Source organism: Pseudomonas sp. VD-NE ins (assembly GCF_031882575.1).
GTDB lineage: Bacteria > Pseudomonadota > Gammaproteobacteria > Pseudomonadales > Pseudomonadaceae > Aquipseudomonas > Aquipseudomonas fluorescens_BZ.
Window position 1 is genome coordinate 3,519,673 of sequence record NZ_CP134772.1, and the last position, 20,556, is coordinate 3,540,228.

23 protein-coding genes and 1 tRNA gene are annotated in these 20,556 nt (G+C 58.0%); 10 read left to right on the plus strand and 14 right to left on the minus strand.

Going from position 1 to position 20,556, the window contains the following annotated elements; translation table 11 throughout:
• The first annotated feature begins 8 nt into the window (after positions 1–8).
• From RMV17_RS15695 to RMV17_RS15715, 5 genes are read left to right on the plus strand one after another with little or no spacing between them, the layout of a single operon-like run.
• On the plus strand, positions 9–1,043 hold the full coding sequence (locus tag RMV17_RS15695; protein WP_311881001.1) for a class I SAM-dependent methyltransferase: 1,035 nt from the start codon (positions 9–11) through the stop codon (positions 1,041–1,043).
• Positions 1,036–2,196, plus strand: coding sequence for an acyl-CoA dehydrogenase family protein (locus RMV17_RS15700; RefSeq protein ID WP_311881002.1), 1,161 nt, complete (start codon positions 1,036–1,038; stop codon positions 2,194–2,196). Before RMV17_RS15695 ends, RMV17_RS15700 begins: the two co-directional genes overlap by 8 nt.
• A 37-nt stretch (positions 2,197–2,233) precedes the next feature.
• The gene (locus tag RMV17_RS15705) at positions 2,234–2,620 is read left to right on the plus strand and encodes an ectoine synthase (RefSeq protein ID WP_034155877.1); all 387 of its coding nucleotides are present in this window, start codon (positions 2,234–2,236) and stop codon (positions 2,618–2,620) included.
• 47 nt (positions 2,621–2,667) lie between these two features.
• Positions 2,668–3,879, plus strand: coding sequence for an MFS transporter (locus RMV17_RS15710; RefSeq protein ID WP_034155876.1), 1,212 nt, complete (start codon positions 2,668–2,670; stop codon positions 3,877–3,879).
• Positions 3,854–4,063, plus strand: a complete 210-nt coding sequence (locus RMV17_RS15715; protein ID WP_077572657.1) for a hypothetical protein — start codon at positions 3,854–3,856, stop codon at positions 4,061–4,063. The genes RMV17_RS15710 and RMV17_RS15715 overlap by 26 nt, the downstream gene beginning before the upstream one ends.
• A 9-nt stretch (positions 4,064–4,072) precedes the next feature.
• Here RMV17_RS15715 and RMV17_RS15720 read toward each other — a convergent pair whose 3' ends face one another.
• Positions 4,073–4,441, minus strand: coding sequence for a cupin domain-containing protein (locus RMV17_RS15720; protein WP_409373134.1), 369 nt, complete (start codon positions 4,439–4,441; stop codon positions 4,073–4,075).
• Between the two features lie 167 nt (positions 4,442–4,608).
• Positions 4,609–5,508, minus strand: a complete 900-nt coding sequence (locus tag RMV17_RS15725; RefSeq protein ID WP_311881009.1) for a transcriptional regulator GcvA — start codon at positions 5,506–5,508, stop codon at positions 4,609–4,611.
• A 109-nt stretch (positions 5,509–5,617) separates the two neighbouring features.
• Between RMV17_RS15725 and gstA the strand changes: the two genes are divergently transcribed.
• Complete coding sequence (gstA, locus tag RMV17_RS15730) at positions 5,618–6,226, plus strand: glutathione transferase GstA (protein ID WP_311881012.1); 609 nt, start codon at positions 5,618–5,620, stop codon at positions 6,224–6,226.
• Positions 6,227–6,251: 25 nt separating this feature from the next.
• Here gstA and RMV17_RS15735 read toward each other — a convergent pair whose 3' ends face one another.
• Both RMV17_RS15735 and RMV17_RS15740 read right to left on the minus strand, forming a co-directional pair.
• Positions 6,252–7,730 (minus strand): hypothetical protein, encoded by a 1,479-nt coding sequence (locus tag RMV17_RS15735; RefSeq protein WP_311881013.1) that lies wholly within the window; start codon positions 7,728–7,730, stop codon positions 6,252–6,254.
• A gap of 4 nt (positions 7,731–7,734) precedes the next feature.
• Positions 7,735–8,541 (minus strand): GNAT family N-acetyltransferase, encoded by an 807-nt coding sequence (locus RMV17_RS15740; protein ID WP_034155870.1) that lies wholly within the window; start codon positions 8,539–8,541, stop codon positions 7,735–7,737.
• Between the two features lie 120 nt (positions 8,542–8,661).
• Between RMV17_RS15740 and RMV17_RS15745 the strand changes: the two genes are divergently transcribed.
• Complete coding sequence (locus RMV17_RS15745) at positions 8,662–9,042, plus strand: RidA family protein (RefSeq protein ID WP_034155869.1); 381 nt, start codon at positions 8,662–8,664, stop codon at positions 9,040–9,042.
• A 211-nt stretch (positions 9,043–9,253) separates the two neighbouring features.
• Positions 9,254–11,242, plus strand: a complete 1,989-nt coding sequence (locus RMV17_RS15750; protein WP_311881018.1) for a U32 family peptidase — start codon at positions 9,254–9,256, stop codon at positions 11,240–11,242.
• A gap of 114 nt (positions 11,243–11,356) precedes the next feature.
• Here RMV17_RS15750 and RMV17_RS15755 read toward each other — a convergent pair.
• Positions 11,357–11,431: transfer RNA gene (locus tag RMV17_RS15755), tRNA-Gln, on the minus strand.
• 319 nt (positions 11,432–11,750) lie between these two features.
• Between RMV17_RS15755 and RMV17_RS15760 the strand changes: the two genes are divergently transcribed.
• Positions 11,751–12,779, plus strand: a complete 1,029-nt coding sequence (locus RMV17_RS15760) for an alpha/beta hydrolase (protein ID WP_311881021.1) — start codon at positions 11,751–11,753, stop codon at positions 12,777–12,779.
• Between the two features lie 56 nt (positions 12,780–12,835).
• Here RMV17_RS15760 and RMV17_RS15765 read toward each other — a convergent pair whose 3' ends face one another.
• From RMV17_RS15765 to RMV17_RS15805, 9 genes are all read right to left on the minus strand, one after another.
• Positions 12,836–13,192: a DUF6124 family protein gene (locus tag RMV17_RS15765; RefSeq protein ID WP_034155866.1), complete on the minus strand. Its 357-nt coding sequence runs from the start codon at positions 13,190–13,192 to the stop codon at positions 12,836–12,838.
• 120 nt (positions 13,193–13,312) lie between these two features.
• Positions 13,313–13,678, minus strand: a complete 366-nt coding sequence (locus RMV17_RS15770) for a DUF6124 family protein (RefSeq protein WP_311881025.1) — start codon at positions 13,676–13,678, stop codon at positions 13,313–13,315.
• 540 nt (positions 13,679–14,218) lie between these two features.
• Complete coding sequence (locus tag RMV17_RS15775) at positions 14,219–14,887, minus strand: KilA-N domain-containing protein (RefSeq protein ID WP_311881027.1); 669 nt, start codon at positions 14,885–14,887, stop codon at positions 14,219–14,221.
• Positions 14,884–15,063, minus strand: coding sequence for a hypothetical protein (locus RMV17_RS15780; RefSeq protein ID WP_147304427.1), 180 nt, complete (start codon positions 15,061–15,063; stop codon positions 14,884–14,886). The genes RMV17_RS15775 and RMV17_RS15780 overlap by 4 nt, the downstream gene beginning before the upstream one ends.
• Before the next feature lie 118 nt (positions 15,064–15,181).
• Entirely contained in the window at positions 15,182–16,165 is a 984-nt protein-coding gene (locus RMV17_RS15785) for a hypothetical protein (RefSeq protein ID WP_311881034.1), read from the minus strand.
• Positions 16,166–16,407: 242 nt separating this feature from the next.
• Positions 16,408–16,764, minus strand: a complete 357-nt coding sequence (locus RMV17_RS15790; protein WP_034155866.1) for a DUF6124 family protein — start codon at positions 16,762–16,764, stop codon at positions 16,408–16,410.
• A gap of 120 nt (positions 16,765–16,884) precedes the next feature.
• The gene (locus RMV17_RS15795) at positions 16,885–17,250 is read right to left on the minus strand and encodes a DUF6124 family protein (RefSeq protein WP_034155865.1); all 366 of its coding nucleotides are present in this window, start codon (positions 17,248–17,250) and stop codon (positions 16,885–16,887) included.
• 718 nt (positions 17,251–17,968) lie between these two features.
• The gene (locus tag RMV17_RS15800; RefSeq protein ID WP_311881037.1) at positions 17,969–18,994 is read right to left on the minus strand and encodes a GlxA family transcriptional regulator; all 1,026 of its coding nucleotides are present in this window, start codon (positions 18,992–18,994) and stop codon (positions 17,969–17,971) included.
• A gap of 46 nt (positions 18,995–19,040) precedes the next feature.
• On the minus strand, positions 19,041–19,985 hold the full coding sequence (locus RMV17_RS15805) for a LysR family transcriptional regulator (RefSeq protein ID WP_311881039.1): 945 nt from the start codon (positions 19,983–19,985) through the stop codon (positions 19,041–19,043).
• Between the two features lie 115 nt (positions 19,986–20,100).
• Here RMV17_RS15805 and RMV17_RS15810 point away from each other — a divergent pair, with 115 nt between their 5' ends.
• Complete coding sequence (locus RMV17_RS15810) at positions 20,101–20,493, plus strand: RidA family protein (protein ID WP_311881040.1); 393 nt, start codon at positions 20,101–20,103, stop codon at positions 20,491–20,493.
• Positions 20,494–20,556: the final 63 nt, after the last annotated feature.

A 20,556-nucleotide genomic window follows, 5' to 3' on the forward strand; every position in this document is an offset into this window, starting at 1 on the left:
AGCTACCCATGAATACTTGCCAGCCGTCGCTACAGGATGACGCCAGCCTGGATCGCGACCTGCAACAAAGCGCAATGCTGAAACTCGCCGGGCACTTCCACAGCCTCGCCACAGGTGCCAGCCAAGTCCCTTTGCAGTCGTTGCACAGCCACCTGCGGTCGCAGATCGCCGACCCGCAGATGCTCGACTATCACGATCTTCTGATAGAGGGCGCAGGCCCGTTGTTCTCGCACTTCCTGGCGAGCGTGCCGTACATACTTGAAGAACTGTCCAGAGTCGGCGTGGCTTTGACCCGCCTGTCCCAGGCCAGTGTCCGTGAACCCGGCCAGACGTTCAGTCTGTTCGAAGTCGACGCCTTCGATGGCAGCAACGGTCGCGCCCTGGCCGGCCATTCACAAGGCCTGATACGCAGTTTCACCTCTTCGCCCAACCAGGCCAATCAAATCGCCTTCGACCGCCACGCCGACCCGGCGCTGTCGCGTTTTTTCCCGCAATCGGTGTTCAAGGTCAGCCCCGCCGTTTTGCAAAGCCCCGAATACCAGGACTTCGGACAGGGCTTCGATTACATCTATGAAATGGCCGCGTTCCAGTTCTATAGCCGCGACCGCGAGCGACAAATCGCTCATCTCCAGCAGTTTCTCAAGCCTGGCGGACTGGTGTTTTTCCTCGAGAAACTCAACCACGCCGAGCCCCAGGAATACTTGCGACGTGAGCGCGTCAAAGACGAAGTGTTCAAGACCCGCTATTTCAGCGCGGAAGAAATCAGCTGGAAACGCCAGCAAATGCTTGAGCAAATGCAAAATGGCCAAGTCACGCTGGAGGAACTGACAAGCGCTCTGACGGCACGTTTCAAGCATGTCCATTTGCTCTGGAACAGCAGCAATTTCTGCGAATTCGTCGCCTCGGACGACGCTGACCAACTCGAACGTTTCCTCGCGCTGCTGGGGCCGGTGGTGCAACCGGCAGGCTTCTGTTTCGAAGACTCGCGACTGGGTGCGTTGTTACCTTCACCTCGGGATGTCAGGGAGCCCGCCGATGTCTGACGCCTCGGAGCAGTTCTGCCATCCCGCCGCCCTGTCCGCATTCTGTCAGCGTGCCCTGCAGCACCTTGCGGATTGGCGTGACCGGGCGAGCGCGGCAGAAAAAAACCGCCGGTTGAGTGACAGTACTTTTGACGAGCTGTTTGCCGGCGGCTGGCTGGATCTGTTGTCACCACGCGCCCCGGTTACCCACAGTGGTCACTGGCCCACTTTGGTGGAGAGTGCGCGCGTTGCGGCCAGGGCCTGTGCCTCCACCGGCTGGATGATGGCGCTGGTGGGCGGTCACAGCTGCATCATCCGACGCCTGCCACCCGCCTGTCAGGACCGGCTGTATGCCGAAGGCCCCCGCCAACTGTTTGCCTCAGCCTCCAGTGGCGCTGACAGCCAGTTATCGCTGGAAGCGGCGGGCATGCGAGTGAACGGGCGCTGGCGCTTTAGTTCGGGCATCGAGGACGCCACCTGGCTGATGCTCAACGCGCCCTGCCCCAACCATCCAGACGCGGCTCACACGCCACGTTTCCTGGTGCTGATCGCCGCGCATGAGGTGCACAGGCTCGACAGTTGGGACAGCTTCGGCATGGCCGCAACCGGTTCCCATGACGTGCTGACCCGGCAACTGCTGGTGCCCCACGAACGCGTCTTCGCCCTGCATGAAGTATTTGCCGGGCCCGTGCCCGCGACGGGCACCGATTACATCGACCGGGTGCCTCTGGTGCCTTATCTCACCACCTCGATCATCGGCCCGTTACTGGGTTGTGCCGAGGGCGCCCACGCCGCCTATGTTCTGGCACTGGCCGATTCGCCGCTGAGCAGCGACCCTCGTATCGCTGAACAGGTTGCTCACTCGGCCGCGCAGCTGTACAGCGCCGGGCTGCTGTATGACTCACTGATCTCACGACTGCATGACGCCGGTATGCATGGGCGCGCCCTCGACGCTCGGCAACTGAGGCAGCTCAAGCGTGACCGCGCCTATCTGGCGCAGCAATGCGTGCAGGTGGTACGCCGTCTGGTGGAGCGACTCGGCGCCTCGTCACTGGTCGCCGCCAATCCGCTCCAGCGCCACTGGCGCGATGTCCAGGCCATGGCCGCACACCGCGACCTGGTCTGGAACGACGCGATGCAGGCTTACGGTGAAGCCGTCCTGAAACCGGTCTGAAGTTTTTTCAAATCAGCACTTTTGCAGAGAGGTTCATATGTTCATTCGCAACAAATCCGACGTTGAACAAACCCCGTACTTCGTCGAGTGGGGCGCCGGCACCAGCCATCGCTTGCTCACTGAACGCGATGCCATGGGTTTTACTTTGTGTCACACCGTGGTGCGTGCCGGTACTGAATCACTGTTGCACTATCGCAATCATCTGGAGGCATGCTATTGCATTGCCGGGGAAGGCGAAGTCGAAGACATGCAGGGGAATGTCTTCCCGATTCGCCCCGGCGACGTTTATGTGCTTGACCAGCACGACCGTCATTACCTGCGCGGGGGCAAAGAGCAAGACCTGATCCTCGTCAGCGTATTCAACCCGCCCCTGCGCGGGGACGAGCGGCATAATCTCAACGACAGCCAAGGATCGGCGTACTGAAGCACGGCTGGCCATGCGGCCAGACCGCTAACAACAAGGAGCTTACTTTGCGCAAGGACTACCTGGCATTTTTCACCTCGCTGTTTCTGTCGCGGCTGGCGGATCAGATCCTGCTGTTCATCGTGCCATTGGTGGTGTTCCAGACCACCAACAGTGCGTCCTGGGCAGGTTTGGCGTTTTTCGTCGAATCGCTGCCACGGTTTCTCGCGTTTCCGCTGTGCGGAGCCCTGTGCGACAAGTTTTCGCCGATCAGGATTCTGCACATCAGCCAGGTTTACCGAGCACTGCTCTGCCTGATCGCGGTGGCAATGTTTGCCCTCTTCGGCGGTATCGCCTGGGTCGTCGTGCTGTCAGCGCTATGTGGCGTGCTGACCACCCAGGGCATCATGGCCCGCGAGGTGCTGATGCCACACATTTTCCAACACTACAGCTACACCAAGACCTTGTCCTATTCGCAGATCGCCGATCAGACCGGGCTGGTGCTCGGGCCGCTGGTGGCTGCACTGCTGTTGGAAATCTGGGCGTGGCATTGGGTGGTGCTGTGGGTCGCCGGGCTCTTCCTGCTGGCGGACCTGAGCATGCTGGTATGGCAACGCCTCAGCCGTATCACCCTGGAAGTGTTCGAGCAGCATCAGGACATCTGGCTGCAACCGCTGCGTATCGCTTTCGGGCATATACGTGAACTGGCGGAGCTGAAAAAAATCATTCTGCTGGCCGTCGGGGTCAACCTGATCGTCGGCGTCACTCTGGCGACGTCAGCGGCGATGGTGATCGGCGAGTACAGCGCCGGCAAAGATGCGTATGCCGGACTGCAGGCTGCCGGCGCGGTCACCACCATCGTGATTCTGTTCTTCCTCGCCCGGGTTGAAATTCCGCAGCGGTTACTGGGTGGGCTGGCTTACTCGATGATCGCCGCTGGCGCCCTCATCAGTGCACTGAGTCCGAACCTGACTGGCTATGTGGTGGGTTTCCTGCTGATCGTCGGCTTCGACAAGATGTTCAACATCTACATGCGCAGCATCCGTCAGCGGGTGATTCCGGCCAAGGACTTCGGTAAGACCGTGGGCGTGATCACCTTGCTCAATAATCTCTCGCAACCTTTGGCGGGGTTGCTGGTGGCGCTGCTGGCCTCAAGCGTGGGTACGCAAGGAGTGATCCTGATTCTGGCCGTGCTGACTATGCTGTTGGGCGCCGCAGCGGTATGGTGGTTTGCCGTCAGCAGAGGAACCCTGAATGCCGAAGAAACCACCGGCCCCTAAACAGCACGCAAACGCCGCAGACATCGAGCGCTCGATTCAAGCCCTGAACAAAATGGCCGAGCGCTTGTGGGGCGAAGGCCGGGAAGCCGAGGCCAAAGCGCTGCTCGATGCCCTCGACGCGTTGAACCGGGCGCTCGATCGAATCAGGATTGGAGAAAGTCGCCGAGCGGCGACGCTCCATTGAGGCGTGGGCCTAAGGTTTCAGAATCAGCACCGGCTCACCCTTCTTCACAATATAGGTCGCCAACTCCGAACCCTTGTCCGCACCCACGTTTTTGGCGATATGCGCCACACCTTGCGGAATGAACAACGAATCCCCCGCTTTCAGTGTCACCGGCGCCCGACCCTCCAGTTGATATTCGAACGTGCCGCTGATCACGTACGCGACCTCAACACCGGGGTGCGCGTGTCTTGGCGAAGTCACGCCCGGTTCGAAATCGACGCGTGCCTGGATCACTTCTCGCTCGGCGGCCCCGAGATCCTGGCGAACCAGGTCCGTGCGGCTCAAGCCTTGTTGCCAGCTCTTGGCCGGTGCGTCAGCCGCATGGGCGATACCGATCATTGAAACGAGTATCGCGGCGCTGGCCAGTAACAGTGGACGATGCATGGTGGAGCCCTCTCAAACGTAGTGGTGGGTGACCTCTACTGTGGGAGTCGCCTGTATCGTTGATGTGTCGTAAACCCTGACTTTATTGTGCGCATGTGTCTGCGCGACAGCTTGATACACGCTTATACAAAGGTGTCTGCGCCCGCCAGCAACGCCAGCAGCCATGTCCTGAATGCCACGATTTTTTTCGATTCCGCCGTTTCACGGGGCGTCACCAGATAGAAGCCCAGTTCATCTTTCAAGCGCAGACCAAAGGGTGCGACCAAGCGCCCGGCCCGCAAATCGTCCTCGACATAGGTCGAACGGCCAATGCACACGCCCTGTCCGCAAACAGCAGCCTGTACCGCCATCATCGCCAGGTCGAAGGTCATGCGCGGACCTTCTGCGAGTTGTGGCGGTTGGCCCGCTGCGCGTAGCCAAGCGCTCCAGTCACCGGCCGTCACACCGCTGACTTGCAGTAACGTGTGATTGGCCAGATCCGCCGGCGCGCACAACGTCTTCGCCAGTGCAGGACTGCACACCGGAAAGACCTCATCCGACATCAAAAAATCGGCACGCAGCCCTTTCCAGTCACCACGTCCGTAACGAATCGCCGCATCAATCGCGCGCTTGCGAAAGTCGACCAGCTCAGTGGCCGCACTGATTCGCACATCGATGGCGGGGAACGCCTGCTGGAAAGATGGCAACCGCGGCAATAGCCACTTCGACGCAACGGACACCAGAGTGCTGATCGTCAGCACGCTTTTATCGCGAGACTCCAGCAACTGTTCAGTGGAAAAACGCAGCGCTTGAAACGCTGCACGCACCCCCGGCAAGTAGGCCTGCCCGTCTTCACTCAGCGCCAAACCACCGTTGAGCCGCAGAAAAAGAGGCACACCCAGTTCGGCTTCGAGTCGGCGAATCTGATGACTGACAGCGGTTTGGGTGACGTTGAGTTCCTCGGCAGCCTTGGTAAAACTCATGTATCGGCAGACCGCTTCAAAGGCACGCAATCCATTAAGCGAAGGAAGTCGGACGGACATGGGATGATGATTGCTCATGAGATTTTGTCATACGCTAACACCCGAAATGACCTTTGCGAAAGCCACCACGGCAATGGAATCTGGCGCCTTCTCTCAGCAAGGAAAAGCCATGAAACTGTATTTCGCTCCCATGACCTGTTCGCTGTCTCCGCACATTGTGCTGCGGGAACTGGGTTTGCCGTTTGAACTGGTTCGCGTCAATAACCAGAGCAAACGCACCGCCGACGGCCGCGACTTCCGTGAGATCAATCCGAAGGGCTACGTTGCCGCGCTGGTTCTGGATAACGGTGAGGTGCTGACGGAAGGGCCAGCGATCCTGCAGTTTTTGGTCGATCAGGTGCCGGGCAACACGCTAGCGCCAGCAAATGGCACGTGGGAGCGAGCGCGTCTGCAGGAACACCTGAACTTCATCGCCACCGAAATGCACGGTGGCAGCGCTCCGCTATTCAACGCCGATATTCCCGAGCCAATCAAAGACATCTTTCGCGGCAAGCTGTACCAGCGGCTGGATTTTCTGGACGCCCATCTCACCAGTGACTACCTGCTGCACACGTTCAGCGTGGCCGACGCGTACCTGTTCAGCGTCCTCAAGTGGCTGCCAATCTTCAACATCGATATCAAGGCGTGGCCAAGCCTGGCGGCGTTCATGGACCGCATGGAGCAACGCCCCGGCGTGCAGGCGGCGATTGCCGCAGAAGCGGCCACGGCTCCGATCTGAAATAGCCCGGGACGGCAATCGAGACTCAACTGAACCACGGTGTCAGGTACTTATCGAACGCCTGCCAGTGTTCGGGTTGCAGCTTGTCCTCTTCCACCACAGACTCGGATTTTGCCTTCATCTCGTCGTAGATTTGCTTCAAGAGGAGGTACATCGCCGAATCCTGCATTTTCACGGCGTCCCACTGATTGAGAAAACCCTTGTGGGTGCTCAAGTACTTCCAGTCGAGGGCAACGCCATTGGCCGGGATGTTGCCTGGAGGCGTGTCGACCGAACGGTAAAGTTGGCAGTCAGTGATGCGCGCCATGCAGGCGCCTTTGAATCCCGCATAAGCGACGGCTTTGTTGGTATAGGCAGGATTGTCGCCGTCGTACTTGACTTCAAACTGAAAGGGAAACGCCGGCTTGCCCTTGACCGTTTCTTCGAAATTGCCAGTGAGTGCACCGACTTTGGCCAGGGGATTGCGCAAGCGCAATGCCTCGCAATAGAGGAACAGCCCTTTGTCCTCCTTGGAGGCAATGAAGTATCTGGAGAAATTGGGCTTCTCCGCCTCAGTCGTTGCGGGATTGATGATAGTCAGGATATTCAGCTCACCCTTGGGGCTGACCCCGCTGATAAACGGGAACCGGGGCTGCAGACCTTTCGGCATCAGCTCCAGTAATCCGAGTTCGACAGGTTCACCGCGATACCAGAGATCTTTGGTCCGGTCGTCCGTCATGAAACACAGGCGATTGAGTTTTTTCGCGACATGCACACCGACCGCTCGGGCGCAGCCCATGCCAAAGCCGTCGTAACCGACGACAGTGACGCCCATTTCCTTGATTTTGTCGTAGTTGCCAATCTCTTCGTTTGAAACAAGAAACACCACGTGCACCTGATTAACGAAGCGCGCCCACCAATAATTGGGCAAATCACCGGCAACCATTTTCTGCCATCTACCGTCCTTGCCACCTGACGGAATGATAATTGCCGGGTAGTCCGTGTGATCGTCATCCAACGCAGAGAGATCGGGTAACTGGAAAGAGCAGATCTGCTGGCGATGACCCTGCAGCAGGTCAAACAGCATCATGTTCTGAATCAGCCCGGCTTCGCAGACATGCGGGAGCATGCCACTGACGTCGGGATATTTGATGTTGGAGGTGCCTGAATAGTATTGGCTCCACGTCCGGTCCTGGAACCTGATGGACATGGGTTTGCACAGCGTGAGGGTAGCGTCGTTGCGCACCTTGATTTCGTCGTTGAGCGCTTTGATTTTCTCCAGATTCAGCGCCTGCAATTGTCTGACCTTGGTCGGCTGCAGGGAGCACGTCTGGACAGCCAGAGAAAACTGCTTCACCTGATCGTGCTCATGCACCCCCTCTGCCTTGGTGGCGGCTGCGACTTTTTTTTGCAGCATGACGAGTTTGGCCTGATGCGTTTTGTCAGTCGCGTCCTGCGCCAGCGCGAGGTAGTCATTCAAGGCATTTTCGACATCTGCCGCGAGGGTGTTATCGGCTCTTTCCATGTTGTCAGGCCATAAAGGTGAGGGAGTCGGTTTGACGGAATCCACATTTCGTGGCGACTTTGAACGACGGCGTGTTACCCGGCTCGATAGTCAGCGTCAGGGGTTCATTTACCAGCATCGCTTTGAGTTGCATAAGGGCCTGGCTGGCAATGCCCTGCCCCCAGACCGGCCGGGCAACCCAGTAGGAAACGCGAGTGACGACATTTTCACGGGTCACGAAAAGCGCACCCACAAGGTTTTTTTGCGGGTCAACAATGGCATAACCGCTTTTGTTGGCAGACTCCCCGGATTGAATCAATGCAGCCACGTCGCCGCGGTCTGTCAGCGGTTTCATTCGACCAAGCCGCCAGACGTCAGGATGCAGCGCGTGGCGCCAGTAGTCATCGACGTGATGCGCAGCCAGCGCCGTCAGTGACACCACTGCGACGTCCGGGTTTTTCTGGTAACGGCTGACGATCTCGAATTGGCTGGCGTTGTTCCAGTCTTCCGGCCTGGCCTCCAGGAAAAGCGCAGGAATCCGCGCCTCACTCGCGTGATTGGCGAATATCTCCTTGAACGCCGGGTATTCGTCGAAGTGCGGCCCGACAATAAAAGACAAGCGAACGAACGCCGCAACATCGTCGTGGGAATTGAGTTCGTGCCATTGCGATCGGGAAACCGCCGTGTGCAGGCGAAAATCGACTTCGGCAGTCGACAGTCCCGCTACGGCGTGGGGCGTGGTACTCCGCAGATCGGCGAGGACCGCCAGCGCGATCTGCTGACGGCTGTCCTGTTCAAGCGCCGATAGTTGGCTTGGGCGAATCGCGAGCATTGTGGTTCTGCCTCGTTTGCCAATAACGCGCAGGAGTATGGTGCCAATTGGCCAAACGGGCCATGTCGGCCCTGAATCTGTAAACTGGGGCGATCTTTACTCGCTCAAAAAGAGACAAGCATGGCCAACCAAGACATCACCTTCACTCCCGATCCGGACGCAGACTCCATTTCGTCGGACGTCACCGCGTTCAACGGGATCATGGTTTCCACCCAGATTCCAACCCGCGCCGATGGCAGTCTGGAACTGGGCGATATCACCCTGCAAAGCGAGTGCACGCTGCAAGCGCTGAAAGTTGCGCTGGAGCGCGCCGGCAGCTCGATGGATCGGGTCATGCACCTGACCATCTACCTGACCGACATGGCGGATCGCGCGGCATTCAACGAAGTTTACAAACGCTACTTCGCCAAGCCATGGCCGGTGCGTGCAGCGGTGGGTGTGGCCTCGCTGGCGGTTGAAGGCATGCGCGTGGAAGTCACCGCGATGGCCGCCAAGGCCTGACTTCACACCGCCAACCCCTGTGGGAGCGAGCCTGCTCGCGAAGGCTTCCGTTCCGCCGACATTGATGCTGAATGTGCTGGCCCCTTCGCGAGCAGGCTCGCTCCCACCGGGGTTGTGCAGTGTCAGCTGCCATCGGGCAGCACAGGCGTGCCGGGCGCGCGTTTCACGGGTAGAATGCGCGCCTAACCGTGACAGCCTGACTAAAAAAACTATGTCCTTGCCCAAGCATCATCTGGAATTGCTCAGCCCTGCCCGCGATGTCGCCATCGCCCGTGAGGCGATCCTGCACGGCGCCGACGCCGTGTACATCGGCGGCCCGAGCTTCGGCGCGCGCCACAACGCCTGCAACGAAGTCGGCGAAATCGCTGAACTGGTGGAGTTCGCCCGCAAGTATCACGCGCGCATCTTCACCACCATCAACACCATCCTGCACGACAACGAACTGGAGCCGGCGCGCAAGCTGATCCATCAGTTGTACGACGCCGGTGTCGACGCGCTGATCGTTCAGGATCTGGGCGTGATGGAGCTGGACATTCCGCCGATCGAACTGCACGCCTCGACCCAGACCGACATTCGCACGCTGGAGCGGGCGAAGTTCCTCGATCAGGCCGGTTTCTCGCAACTGGTCTTGGCCCGCGAGCTGAACCTGCAGGAAATCCGCGCGATCGCCGACGAAACCGACGCCGCCATTGAATTCTTCATTCACGGCGCGTTGTGCGTGGCCTTCTCCGGCCAGTGCAATATTTCCCACGCGCAGACCGGGCGCAGCGCCAACCGTGGCGATTGCTCGCAGGCGTGCCGTTTGCCGTACACCCTCAAAGATGAAAAGGGTGGCGTGATCGCCTACGAAAAACACCTGCTGTCGATGAAAGACAACAACCAGAGCGCCAACATCCGCGCGCTGGTTGAAGCCGGTGTGCGCTCGTTCAAGATCGAAGGTCGTTACAAGGACATGGGCTATGTGAAAAACATCACCGCCTATTACCGCCAGCGCCTCGACGACGTACTGGAAGACCGCCCGGACCTGGCCCGCGCCTCCAGCGGCCGCACCGCGCACTTCTTCCTGCCTGACCCGGAAAAGACTTTCCACCGCGGCAGCACCGACTACTTCGTCACCGATCGCAAGATCGACATCGGCGCCTTCGACTCGCCGACCTTCACCGGTTTGCCAGTCGGTATCGTCGAGAAAGTCGCCAAGCGTGACATGCAGGTCGTGACCCACGAGCCGCTGTCCAACGGCGATGGCTTGAACGTACTGGTGAAGCGCGAAGTGGTCGGTTTCCGCGCCAATATCGCTGAAGCCAAAGGCGAGTTCGAAGAAGACGGCGAAAAGCGCTACCGCTATCGCGTCGAGCCGAACGAAATACCCGAAGGCCTGTTCAAGCTGCGTCCGAACCACCCGCTCAATCGCAACCTCGATCACAACTGGCAACAGGCGCTGCAAAAGACCTCGTCCGAGCGTCGCGTGGCTCTCAGCTGGGTCGCTCGTCTGCGTGAAGAACAGCTGGAAGTGACCGCCACCAGTGAAGAAGGCATCAGCGCCAGCGTCACCCTCAACGGTCCGTTCGGTGTGGCCAACAAGCCTGAGCAAGCGCTGGAGCAATTGCGTGATCTGCTCGGCCAGCTCGGCACCACGCAGTACCACGCGACCGATATCAAACTGGATGCGCCACAGGCGTTCTTCATCCCGAACTCGCAGCTCAAGTCCCTGCGCCGTGAAGTGATCGAAGCGCTGACCGCCGCCCGTGTCGCTGCGCACCCGCGTGGCGGCCGTAAAGCCGAAACCAGCCCGCCGCCGGTGTATCCGGATTCCCACCTGACCTTCCTCGCCAACGTCTACAACCAGAAGGCGCGCGACTTCTACCACCGTCACGGCGTGAAGCTGATCGACGCTGCGTACGAGGCTCACGAAGAGCCGGGCGAAGTGCCGGTGATGATCACCAAACACTGCCTGCGTTTCTCCTTCAACCTGTGCCCGAAACAGGCGAAAGGCGTGACCGGCGTGCGCACCAAAGTTGCGCCGATGCAGTTGATCCACGGCGATGAAGTGCTGACGCTGAAGTTCGATTGCAAGCCGTGCGAAATGCACATCATCGGCAAGATGAAAGGCCACATCCTCAACCTGCCGCAACCGGGCAGCGTGGTCGGCCACATCAGCCCCGAAGATCTGATGAAAACCATTCCGCGCGCACCGCACTGAGTGGACGGCGTGCGCGGTGCTTCGGCGCCGCGCACGCCTGCCCTGCTCCGCCGGGCTAAATCGCAGGCATAAAAAAACGCCAACTTCTTGCGAAGTTGGCGTTTTTTTCGAATATGGCAGGGGCGGCTGGATTCGAACCAACGCATGGCAGGATCAAAACCTGCTGCCTTACCGCTTGGCGACGCCCCTACTGCTCTGTCCAGCTACTTCGTTAGGTTCGCTGTGAGAACGGGGCGCAATTTACCAAGGTTTTTTGGCTTTGGGAAGCGCGAAGTGAAATATTTTTTGTTTTAAAACAGCGACTTATTATTTTGGCCTGAATCAGGTCCAGGGTCAGTCGGTTTATCCGCTGTGTATCACACTGTGTACGAACCCCATCGCGACACATCGACTTTCGATAAAGCCGTTCTTCGACACAGGCCAGATACGTCTCCGCGCTCAAATGCATTCAAGGTTTCAAAGGTTCATTCAGACCCCTTGGCCAAAGGCTCGCAACGGAGACGTCACCATGAAGATGGCACTGCACACCCGCAACACCGCATTCGGATTGTCGATTCTGGCTGTGTCGCTGTTCGGCGCTTTTGGCAGCGCTCAGGCGCAAACCGCTGAGCCTGCGACCGCCAGCTATTCCGCGCCCTCGCCCTTCGGCCCGCTCAAACATGTGAAGGCCGGCGTGCTCGACGTGGCCTACGCCGAAACCGGCCCTGCCGATGGCCCGGTAGTGATCCTGCTGCACGGCTGGCCCTACGACATTCACAGCTACGACGAAGTCGCGCCGTTGCTGGCCGCCAAGGGTTATCGGGTGTTGATGCCGTATGCGCGCGGTTATGGCGATACGCAGTTCCTCTCCAAGGACACCCTGCGCAATGGTCAACCGGCGGCGCTGGCCAGTGACGTCATCGACTTCATGGACGCGTTGAAGATCAAGCAAGCGGTACTCGGTGGTTATGACTGGGGCGCACGCTCGGCGGACATCGTTTCGGCGTTATGGCCAGAACGGGTGAAAGCGCTGGTGTCGGTCAGCGGTTATCTGATCGGCAATCAGGCCGCAGGGCAAAACCCGCTGCCGCCCAAGGCTGAGTTGCAGTGGTGGTACCAGTTCTACTTCGCGACTGACCGTGGCCGTGCCGGGTATGAGAAGAACACCCACGACTTCGCCAAATTGATCTGGCAAACCGCTTCACCGCAGTGGAAGTTTGATGACGCCACGTTCGATCGCAGCGCCAAGGCGCTGGAGAATCCCGATCACGTCGACATCACCGTGTTCAACTACCGCTGGCGTCTAGGCTTGGTCCAAGGCGAAGAGAAATACGCAGCGCTGGAACAGAAACTCGCCACCGCACCGTCGATCAGCGTGCCGACCATTACCCTTGAAGGCGACGCCAACGGTGCGCCGCACCCGGCGCCGGAGGATTACGCCAAGCGCTTTACCGGCAAATATCAGTTCCGTTTGATCAATGGCGGGATTGGCCACAACTTGCCGCAGGAAGATCCGCAGGCGTTTGCCAAGGCTGTGATCGACGCCGATCACCTGTAGAAACAAAAAAAGCAGTCAGCCGCAAAGGCTGACTGCTTGATCATTAACGTGAGCGACTACTCGGTTGGCACAACAAGATCCAGCGCCTTATTGACTGCCAACTCCCCCAACATGACCACTTGCGCAATGCCCAGCAGGGTGTGGCGATTTGATCCCTCCAGTACGCTGGCAAAATTGCCGAGCATGACCGACGCGGACGCCAACGACCCGCAAGCATTGGTCAGCAACGACTCGGTGTCTGCTTGCGGGTTGGCCATGAACAGAGCGTTGGGCGTATAGGGTTCGGCCATGATCGCGGCAGGCAACAGGTAATGGTCGAGCGCACGTTCTGCCGCTTCGTGCAGTTTTCTTGAATTGGGCGATGCATACGGGGACACCAGGTCTGTGACCGGTGGTTCGGGTGGCTGAGACATCTGCTGAAACTCCAGACAAGAACCGTTTTGCGGTTCTTTGATAGAAGGCGTGAAGCGCCGCGATTGCGGACGCTTCCGTGCAAATGAGGGGGCACGCCCCCTCACCCATCTGCATCGCGACTAGTGCGGCAAGCGCTGGTTATCCAGAACTCGGCCTACCACCAGTTCACTGAGCATGATCACCTGTTGCAGGATCAGCATCTTTTTGCGTTGTGAAGGATCGATCGAATCGGCGAGATCTCGGGCCATGTCACTGGCTGAGGACAAGGTTTCAGTGGCTTCGACGAGCAGGGTTTCGTTATCCACCGTGGGGTCGATCAGGTAGATCTTGCCGGTCTTGCGGGAGGGTATTGAAGTCTTCAGCGCTGAGGGATTGAGGTAGAAGTTGATCGCGCGGTCGGTGGCCTCTTTGATGTTTTGAGGTTCGAGCGCGGCGTCGTAGGGGATTGGATCGGTTTCTGGCGGGTTTGGCGTAATTTTGAACATGAAGGACTCTTTGTCTTGAAAGTATTGAAGAGCCGTCACTTTCGCTACCAAACGAAGGGTGGCGGCCACACGTGGGTTGGTAGACCGGTCAAGACAGAGTAAACCCCGGCGCCCCCGAAAGGGCCCCACGCATGGCCACCATATAAAACCGAGTCCCAAAAAAGAGACCGCATAAGGTGATGCAATACGGGCTGTCAAGAAACGGGCTACCAAACCCGATCACTGTTTTGCAGTGACAGGGAAACGATACAGCCCGCCTCAAGGCGCGTAAGCCGGCGGATTCTGGCGTACGCGTAGGCAACGGCGCAAGGTGTTGTAGCCGCTATGGCGTAACAGTGCGTGTAAGTTAAACGTGTGTGCGGAGTGATGTTTAAGTGCAGCGGCAATCGTGAATGCTTCATCCACTATTTGATCAAGCGGCTGCTAGTTTGGCGATTGGCTAGGCATGGTGGTACAGCTAATTCCCCGCATCAGGATCGTAGCGAGTTAGCACAAAAAAAGGACGACTCTTGACGGCCCGCCCCTTACTTACTTGTGTCACTACGCGTACCGTCCGTGAAACTGCGAGTGACCATCACGGAGCTGGTCAAGATACAGAGAGAGGGCAACCTTGCGATTCGTATAGTCTTTGCCCTGACCGAGTAATAAGACATCCCGATTCTCCAGCAAGGTAATCAACTGAAGCTCAGATATAGTCAGTTGGCTCCGTTCACGCCCTTGGAATACGCCCGTCAGAATCTCATTGATGAGCCTTGCTTCATTCATGTAATGGTAAGGTTTGGTCTCCTTCCCGATCACCTGATGAGTGATCACCAAAGCCTCACATAGGCTACGGTAACTCATCGCAGCTTGGCGCCGCGCGGCCTCCATGGCTATAACGTCCTTCGATACCAGCGCCTCCATTTGGTCCTCAAACCATATCTCGAAATCGATCGACAGCCAGCGAGCAAATTTACCGGCGAGTTTGGGATGCAGCCAGAGCCCCCGAACCTTCTCGTTGCCGTACCGAGTAACTACCAGCGACTCCAAGATCAAATCTTTCTTTCTAGCCAACCCTTCAATGTACTGCTGGGTCAAATCCAATCCAAGCCATTCACTAGGGTCTTTGTGGAAGCACGCACCCGCATGCGAGGCATTTATCCACCCCTCAACATCGAAGCTGATCAAGCGATCTGCATATTCATGCGTAACGATTTTGCGCGTCTTCATGCAGAACCTCCTGGCAGCACTTGAGCAGGATTTAATCCATTTCCGAACAGCCGCGCCCCAGCAATTGCCGCGATGGTTGCTACATGGGTGAAGATGCACTGGTGGTTCAGGGCCAACGGGCACTGAAGTTTTTCCAGCGCAAAGCTATGAGGGAAAAGCAAGAAAGGATTGGTCATCGTCAGCGTCCTCCTCGACGTCTGAATGTGATTGACGATGAGAATGCTGGCATGGTTATCCAACGCTTAAAATTGTCGGACGGGGCCAGAAAACTACGTATCCGGCCGGTTGTGCAGATTATTTATTTGGGTCGGACTTCGAAGGCCTGCCCCCGCGCTTTGCTGAGGCTGGCGCTGCGTCCTTAGATAACCATCTTCCCAATGAAATGTTTGTCTCTGGCAAATGCGCAGCATATTTAGGATCTATGGAGTCGCGGACTATCTGAGCCATTTTCCCGGTCCGGCAATCGGCAAGATCCGGGCTGGCCCACAAGCTCTTTCCAATTTTGGCCACTTCAGCCCTGGCTTCACGAATAGCAGCGTTACGCTGTTCAACATTCGAGGGAGGGCGTGCAGCCTGGTTAATTGGCGGTATCTGCCTCGACGGCGCCCCCTGTACCCTTGCCTTGCGAAGCTGGTCATTTTCAAGAGTCAGCATTCTAATCGTCCTTGCGAGAGCTGCGTTCAGCTCATTCGTCTGGGACTTTTCCTCCCTTAGAATGACCAACTGAGCTTGAAAGGTTTCGATTTCCCGATCTCGCAAATCGGCGCCTGGAAGAACAAGATTCCTCTCGATTTGAATTTTGAGGCGCCGCAGTTCAGCGCGAGCAGATTCGGGCGTTTGATCTTCAAGCTGGGGATAGAGAGATGTAACGCTGCCATTTTGGGTTCCAGAGGAACGCAGGGCGATGGCTTGTGCAACGCCAGGCAAAATTACCATTTGCTCGTTCTGAGCGAGCAACCAACTGCGGTTGATAAAGACGTGCTCGGAGTGGACGACACCTGCGTCTGTCTCGATGAGCACCGAGGCATGCTTGGTAACGGCAAGATCAAGATAGGCGCTCAACTGAGCATAGGTAATGGCGAAGCCTGGAATAGGCTTACCGTAGGCGCGGGAAATAACAAGCTCGGTGGAAATGTAATCCGAAGGCCGATATGCCTTCACTGCAGTGGCAATAGCACTGAGAGCCGCTGGAGCTGTTCGCCTTAGTGCACCGATTGAGAATTCTAGAGAAATGAAGTCATCATTTGAAAGCATCAGCTTACCCCAAGTGCCCCACATAGATATTCGGGTCTAAGAGGTGGTGCATTGGCTTAGACCATGAACTGTATGCATATCCATAAACAATACTAGCAGTGCCGGCACAGGCGATACCAGTGACTCGATAAGCGGCGGGATTGGGCACAACTACCGCAGGAAGATCCGCAGGCGTTTGCCAAGGCTGTGATCGACGCCGATCACCTGTAGAAACAAAAAAAGCAGTCAGCCGCAAAGGCTGACTGCTTGATCATTAACGTGTGCGATTACTCGGTTGGCACAACAAGATCCAACGCCTTGTTCACCGCCAACTCTCCCAACATGACCACTTGCGCAATACCCAGAAGCGTATGGCGATTTGATCCCTCCAGTACGCTGGCAAAATTGCCGAGCATGACCGACGCGGACGCCAACGACCCGCAAGCATTGGTCAGCAACGACTCGGTGTCTGCTTGCGGGTTGGCCATGAACAGAGCGTTGGGCGTATAGGGTTCGGCCATGATCGCGGCAGGCAACAGGTAATGGTCGAGCGCACGTTCTGCCGCTTCGTGCAGTTTTCTTGAATTGGGCGATGCGTACGGGGACACCAGGTCGGTGACCGGTGGTTCGGGTGGCTGAGACATCAGCTGAAACTCCAGACAAGAACCGTTTACGGTTCTTTAATAGAAGGCGTGAAGCGCCGCGTTCGCGGACGCTTCTGTGCAAATGAGGGGGGCACGCCCCCTCACCTATCTGCACCGCGACTAGTGCGGCAAGCGCTGGTTATCCAGAACTCGACCGACCACCAGCTCACTGAGCATGATCACCTGTTGCAGGATCAGCATCTTTTTGCGCTGTGAAGGGTCAATCGAATCGGCGAGTTCCCGGGCCATGTCAGTGGCGGAGGACAAGGTTTCAGTGGCTTCGACGAGCAGGGTTTCGTTATCCACCGTGGGGTCGATCAGGTAGATCTTGCCGGTCTTGCGGGTGGGTACTGAGGTCTTCAGCGCCGAGGGATTGAGGTAGAAGTTGATCGCGCGGTCGGTGGCCTCTTTGATGTTTTGAGGTTCGAGCGCGGCGTCGTAGGGGATCGGATCGGTTTCTGGCGGGTTTGGCGTAATTTTGAACATAGATGACACTCGCTTAGCAAAAAATAAGGAGCCATCACTCACGCTACCAAACGAGGTGGTGACCATTGCGCAGGTTGGTAGACCGGTCTAAGCGAGTAAACCCCGGCGCTCCCGAAGGAGCCCCACGCATGGCCACCATATAAAACCGAGCCTCGAAAAGAGACTGCATATAGCGGCGCATTACGCTTAGAAAACGGGCTACCAAACCCGATCACTGTTTTGCAGTGACAGGGAAACGATACAGCCCGCCTCAAGGCGCGTAAGCCGGCGGATTCTGGCGTACGCGTAGGCAACGGCGCAAGGTGTTGTAGCCGTTATGGCGTAACAGTGCGTGTAAGTTAAACGTGTGTGGGTGATGGTGTTTAAGAGCCCCTCACCCTAGCCCTCTCCCCGAGGGAGAGGGGACTGACCGTGGTGTTTGGGAGAGGTACGCCGACGTGGGATACCGAGGTGAACTCTAGTGAGGAAGCGGTTGGTGCCGCCGACAAAGCCCCTCACCCTAGCCCTCTCCCAGAGGTAGAGGGGACCGACCGTGGTGTTTGGAAGAGGTACGCCGACGTGGGATATCGCATCGAACTCTGTTGAGAAGCGGTTGGTGCCTCCTGCAAATTCCCTCATCCTAGCCCTCTCCCAGAGGGAGAGGGAACTGACCGGGGTGTTTGGGGGAGGTACGCAGACGTGGGATTTCGAGGTGAATTCAGGTGGGTGACGGCTTGGGTTATTTGACCAGCCGTTTTTCTTTGGAAGGTCTGTAGCCGAAATATGAGCTGTAGCATTTGCTGAAATGGCTTGGGGAAACGAACCCGCAAGCGACCAGCACTTCCACTTGGGAAAGCTCAGTGTGCTGCAGCAAACGCCGCGCTTCGGTGATGCGCAACTCCAGATAATAACGCTGCGGCGTGGTGCCCAGTTGCTCTTTGAACAAGCGCTCCAACTGCCGACGGGATCGGCCGGCGTACACCGCCAGTTGCTCCAGTTCCAGCGGTTCCTCTAGGTTGGCATCCATCAGCTTCACCACTTCACGCAACGGCGCACTGACGCAGATGTTTTCATCCGGTTTGATTCGCCGGTAGCGCGACTCCTCAAAAGCCAGAATATCTTCGATGCCCTCGACCAAGGCTTTGCCGTGCAAACCCTTGATCCAGTCCAGCGCCATATGAAACGCCCCGGACGGACTCGACGCCGTGAGCCGGTCACGATCAATCACGTAGGGTTCACTGCTGACGTGGGTGGCTTTGGCGATCTCGGTCAGCGCCGGGCGGTGCTCCGGGTGGATTGCGCAGCGGTAGCCATCGAGCAGCCCGGCGCGCCCGAGAAACCACGAGCCATTCCATAACCCGGCGAGCGAGATGCCGCGCTCCGCTGCCGATCTGAGCAAGCCGATGAACTCATCACTCGCTCGCAGTTCGGTGCGATAACCACCACACACCACCAGCAAATCCAATTTCGCCAGCGCGGCTGAATCAAGACGTGCGTCAGGGCGGATGACCAGCCCCAAATCACTGACGACTTCGCCGTCACCCAAACCAAACGTGCGCGAGGAAAACAACCCCGGACGCAACAGGTTGGTGGTGACAACGGTGTCAAGCGCTTGAGTAAACGCCGGTAGCGAAAAGTGTTCGAGCAGCAGAAAACCGGTGCGGGTCAGGCGCGTGTCATCCGCGCCTTGCTCATTCAGATAGCGGAGGTTTTTCCCCTTCATGCCTCCGCTGAATTGGCGTCGTTCGATCAAGTTCGGGTCCATCGGTCATGTTGTTGTGCGCCGATAGTTGGCTTGATCCGCGCCAGAGTCAATCACCTGTCGTTGATCGCAACCCCAGCCGATCAATCACCGGGTCATGCTGCGCCATGACCTCGACAATCCAGTCGATGAACACCCGCAGCTTGAGACTCACATGCCGGTTCGGTGGATACGCGACATAGAGCGGCATCGGCTCAAGTTTCCAGTCCGCGAACAGCGGCACCAGTTCGCCGCGTGCCTCGTGTTCGGCAGACATGTACTTGGGTAGCCACAGCACACCCATACCCGCTAAACCGGCCGCGAGGTAGGCATTACCATCATCGACCGCGAGCACGTGGCGCCCTTTGATTTGCAGGTTTTCACTGGCGTTGTGCAAGGCATACGGCACCGGTTTGCCGGTGCGCGCCCAGAGGAAACCGACCACGCGATGGTGGCTGTCTTCCAGCTCCCGTGGATGCGCAGGCGTGCCCGCGCGTGCCAGGTATTGCGGTGCGGCGAATACGCCCAGTTGAAGATCGGCGACCTTGCGCGCCATCAGCGACAGGTCCATGAGTTCACCGCCGCGCACCACGCAATCAACGTTCTCGTCGATGATGTCGACGATGCGGTCGCTGACGCCCATGTCGATCTGGATATCCGGATAACGCGCGTGAAACTCAGGCAGGGCCGGCACCAGAATCAGCCGTGCCAGCGGACTTGGTACGTCCACACGCAGCCGGCCCTTGGGCAAAGCCGCCGCGCCGGGCAGGCTGGTTTCGGCGTCATCCATATCCGCGAGTAACTTGATCACTCGCTCGTAATAAACCGCGCCGTCGGCGGTGACGTTGACCTTGCGCGTGGTGCGATTGAGCAGCTTGACCCGCAGCCGCGCCTCCAATTGCTGAACCAGTTGGGTCACGGTGGTCTTGCTCATATGCAAGGTTTCCGCCGCTTTGGTGAAACTCCCCGCCTCGACCACCCGGGCAAAGGCCTGCATTGCGTCAAAACGGTCCAAGGTGCGCCCTCGATTGTTTGGATTTCACAAACAGTGAACGCCAAGCTTGCGCGTTTATCGGTCGGGTGCAAATACCTACAGTGGCTCCATCAACTCAAATGAAGGAGACACCCCCATGACTCAGCGCGATGTTGTTTTCCCGCCTGCCCGCCGCGCACTTTACGAGCGCCATCGTTATTCGCCGGCGGTGCGTTCCAACGGTTTTCTGTTTGTCTCGGGACAAGTCGGCAGCACCGAGGACGGCACGCCAGAGCCGGACCTGCAAACCCAGGTACGCCAGGCGTTCAGCAACCTCAATGCGATCCTTGATGAGGCCGGTTGCACATTCGACGACGTGGTCGACGTCACCGTATTCATCGTTGATCCGCAGTCGAAGTTCGAGACCATCTGGAGTCTGGTACTGACCGAATTTTGGGGCGAGGCGCCGCATCCGACGGTGACGGCTGTTGGGGTGACGTGGCTATACGGCTTTGATTTCGAGATCAAGGTGATCGCCAAACTGCCGTAAATATCCGGACACACCCATTCGTTTGCCATTTCAGAGGTCGTCTGTTTGCATGCTCTCCCACAT

What these genes read in the sequence shown, in the direction of transcription:
- RMV17_RS15695 (WP_311881001.1), top strand. Translation starts at nt 9, where the DNA reads ATGAATACTTGCCAGCCGTCGCTACAGGATGACGCCAGCCTGGATCGC.
- RMV17_RS15700 (WP_311881002.1), top strand. Translation starts at nt 1,036, where the DNA reads ATGTCTGACGCCTCGGAGCAGTTCTGCCATCCCGCCGCCCTGTCCGCA.
- RMV17_RS15705 (WP_034155877.1), top strand. Translation starts at nt 2,234, where the DNA reads ATGTTCATTCGCAACAAATCCGACGTTGAACAAACCCCGTACTTCGTC.
- RMV17_RS15715 (WP_077572657.1), top strand. Translation starts at nt 3,854, where the DNA reads ATGCCGAAGAAACCACCGGCCCCTAAACAGCACGCAAACGCCGCAGAC.
- RMV17_RS15720 (WP_409373134.1), bottom strand. Translation starts at nt 4,441, where the DNA reads ATGATCGGTATCGCCCATGCGGCTGACGCACCGGCCAAGAGCTGGCAA.
- RMV17_RS15725 (WP_311881009.1), bottom strand. Translation starts at nt 5,508, where the DNA reads ATGTCCGTCCGACTTCCTTCGCTTAATGGATTGCGTGCCTTTGAAGCG.
- gstA (WP_311881012.1), top strand. Translation starts at nt 5,618, where the DNA reads ATGAAACTGTATTTCGCTCCCATGACCTGTTCGCTGTCTCCGCACATT.
- RMV17_RS15735 (WP_311881013.1), bottom strand. Translation starts at nt 7,730, where the DNA reads ATGGAAAGAGCCGATAACACCCTCGCGGCAGATGTCGAAAATGCCTTG.
- RMV17_RS15740 (WP_034155870.1), bottom strand. Translation starts at nt 8,541, where the DNA reads ATGCTCGCGATTCGCCCAAGCCAACTATCGGCGCTTGAACAGGACAGC.
- RMV17_RS15745 (WP_034155869.1), top strand. Translation starts at nt 8,662, where the DNA reads ATGGCCAACCAAGACATCACCTTCACTCCCGATCCGGACGCAGACTCC.
- RMV17_RS15750 (WP_311881018.1), top strand. Translation starts at nt 9,254, where the DNA reads ATGTCCTTGCCCAAGCATCATCTGGAATTGCTCAGCCCTGCCCGCGAT.
- RMV17_RS15760 (WP_311881021.1), top strand. Translation starts at nt 11,751, where the DNA reads ATGAAGATGGCACTGCACACCCGCAACACCGCATTCGGATTGTCGATT.
- RMV17_RS15765 (WP_034155866.1), bottom strand. Translation starts at nt 13,192, where the DNA reads ATGTCTCAGCCACCCGAACCACCGGTCACAGACCTGGTGTCCCCGTAT.
- RMV17_RS15770 (WP_311881025.1), bottom strand. Translation starts at nt 13,678, where the DNA reads ATGTTCAAAATTACGCCAAACCCGCCAGAAACCGATCCAATCCCCTAC.
- RMV17_RS15775 (WP_311881027.1), bottom strand. Translation starts at nt 14,887, where the DNA reads ATGAAGACGCGCAAAATCGTTACGCATGAATATGCAGATCGCTTGATC.
- RMV17_RS15780 (WP_147304427.1), bottom strand. Translation starts at nt 15,063, where the DNA reads ATGACCAATCCTTTCTTGCTTTTCCCTCATAGCTTTGCGCTGGAAAAA.
- RMV17_RS15785 (WP_311881034.1), bottom strand. Translation starts at nt 16,165, where the DNA reads ATGTGGGGCACTTGGGGTAAGCTGATGCTTTCAAATGATGACTTCATT.
- RMV17_RS15790 (WP_034155866.1), bottom strand. Translation starts at nt 16,764, where the DNA reads ATGTCTCAGCCACCCGAACCACCGGTCACCGACCTGGTGTCCCCGTAC.
- RMV17_RS15795 (WP_034155865.1), bottom strand. Translation starts at nt 17,250, where the DNA reads ATGTTCAAAATTACGCCAAACCCGCCAGAAACCGATCCGATCCCCTAC.
- RMV17_RS15800 (WP_311881037.1), bottom strand. Translation starts at nt 18,994, where the DNA reads ATGGACCCGAACTTGATCGAACGACGCCAATTCAGCGGAGGCATGAAG.
- RMV17_RS15810 (WP_311881040.1), top strand. Translation starts at nt 20,101, where the DNA reads ATGACTCAGCGCGATGTTGTTTTCCCGCCTGCCCGCCGCGCACTTTAC.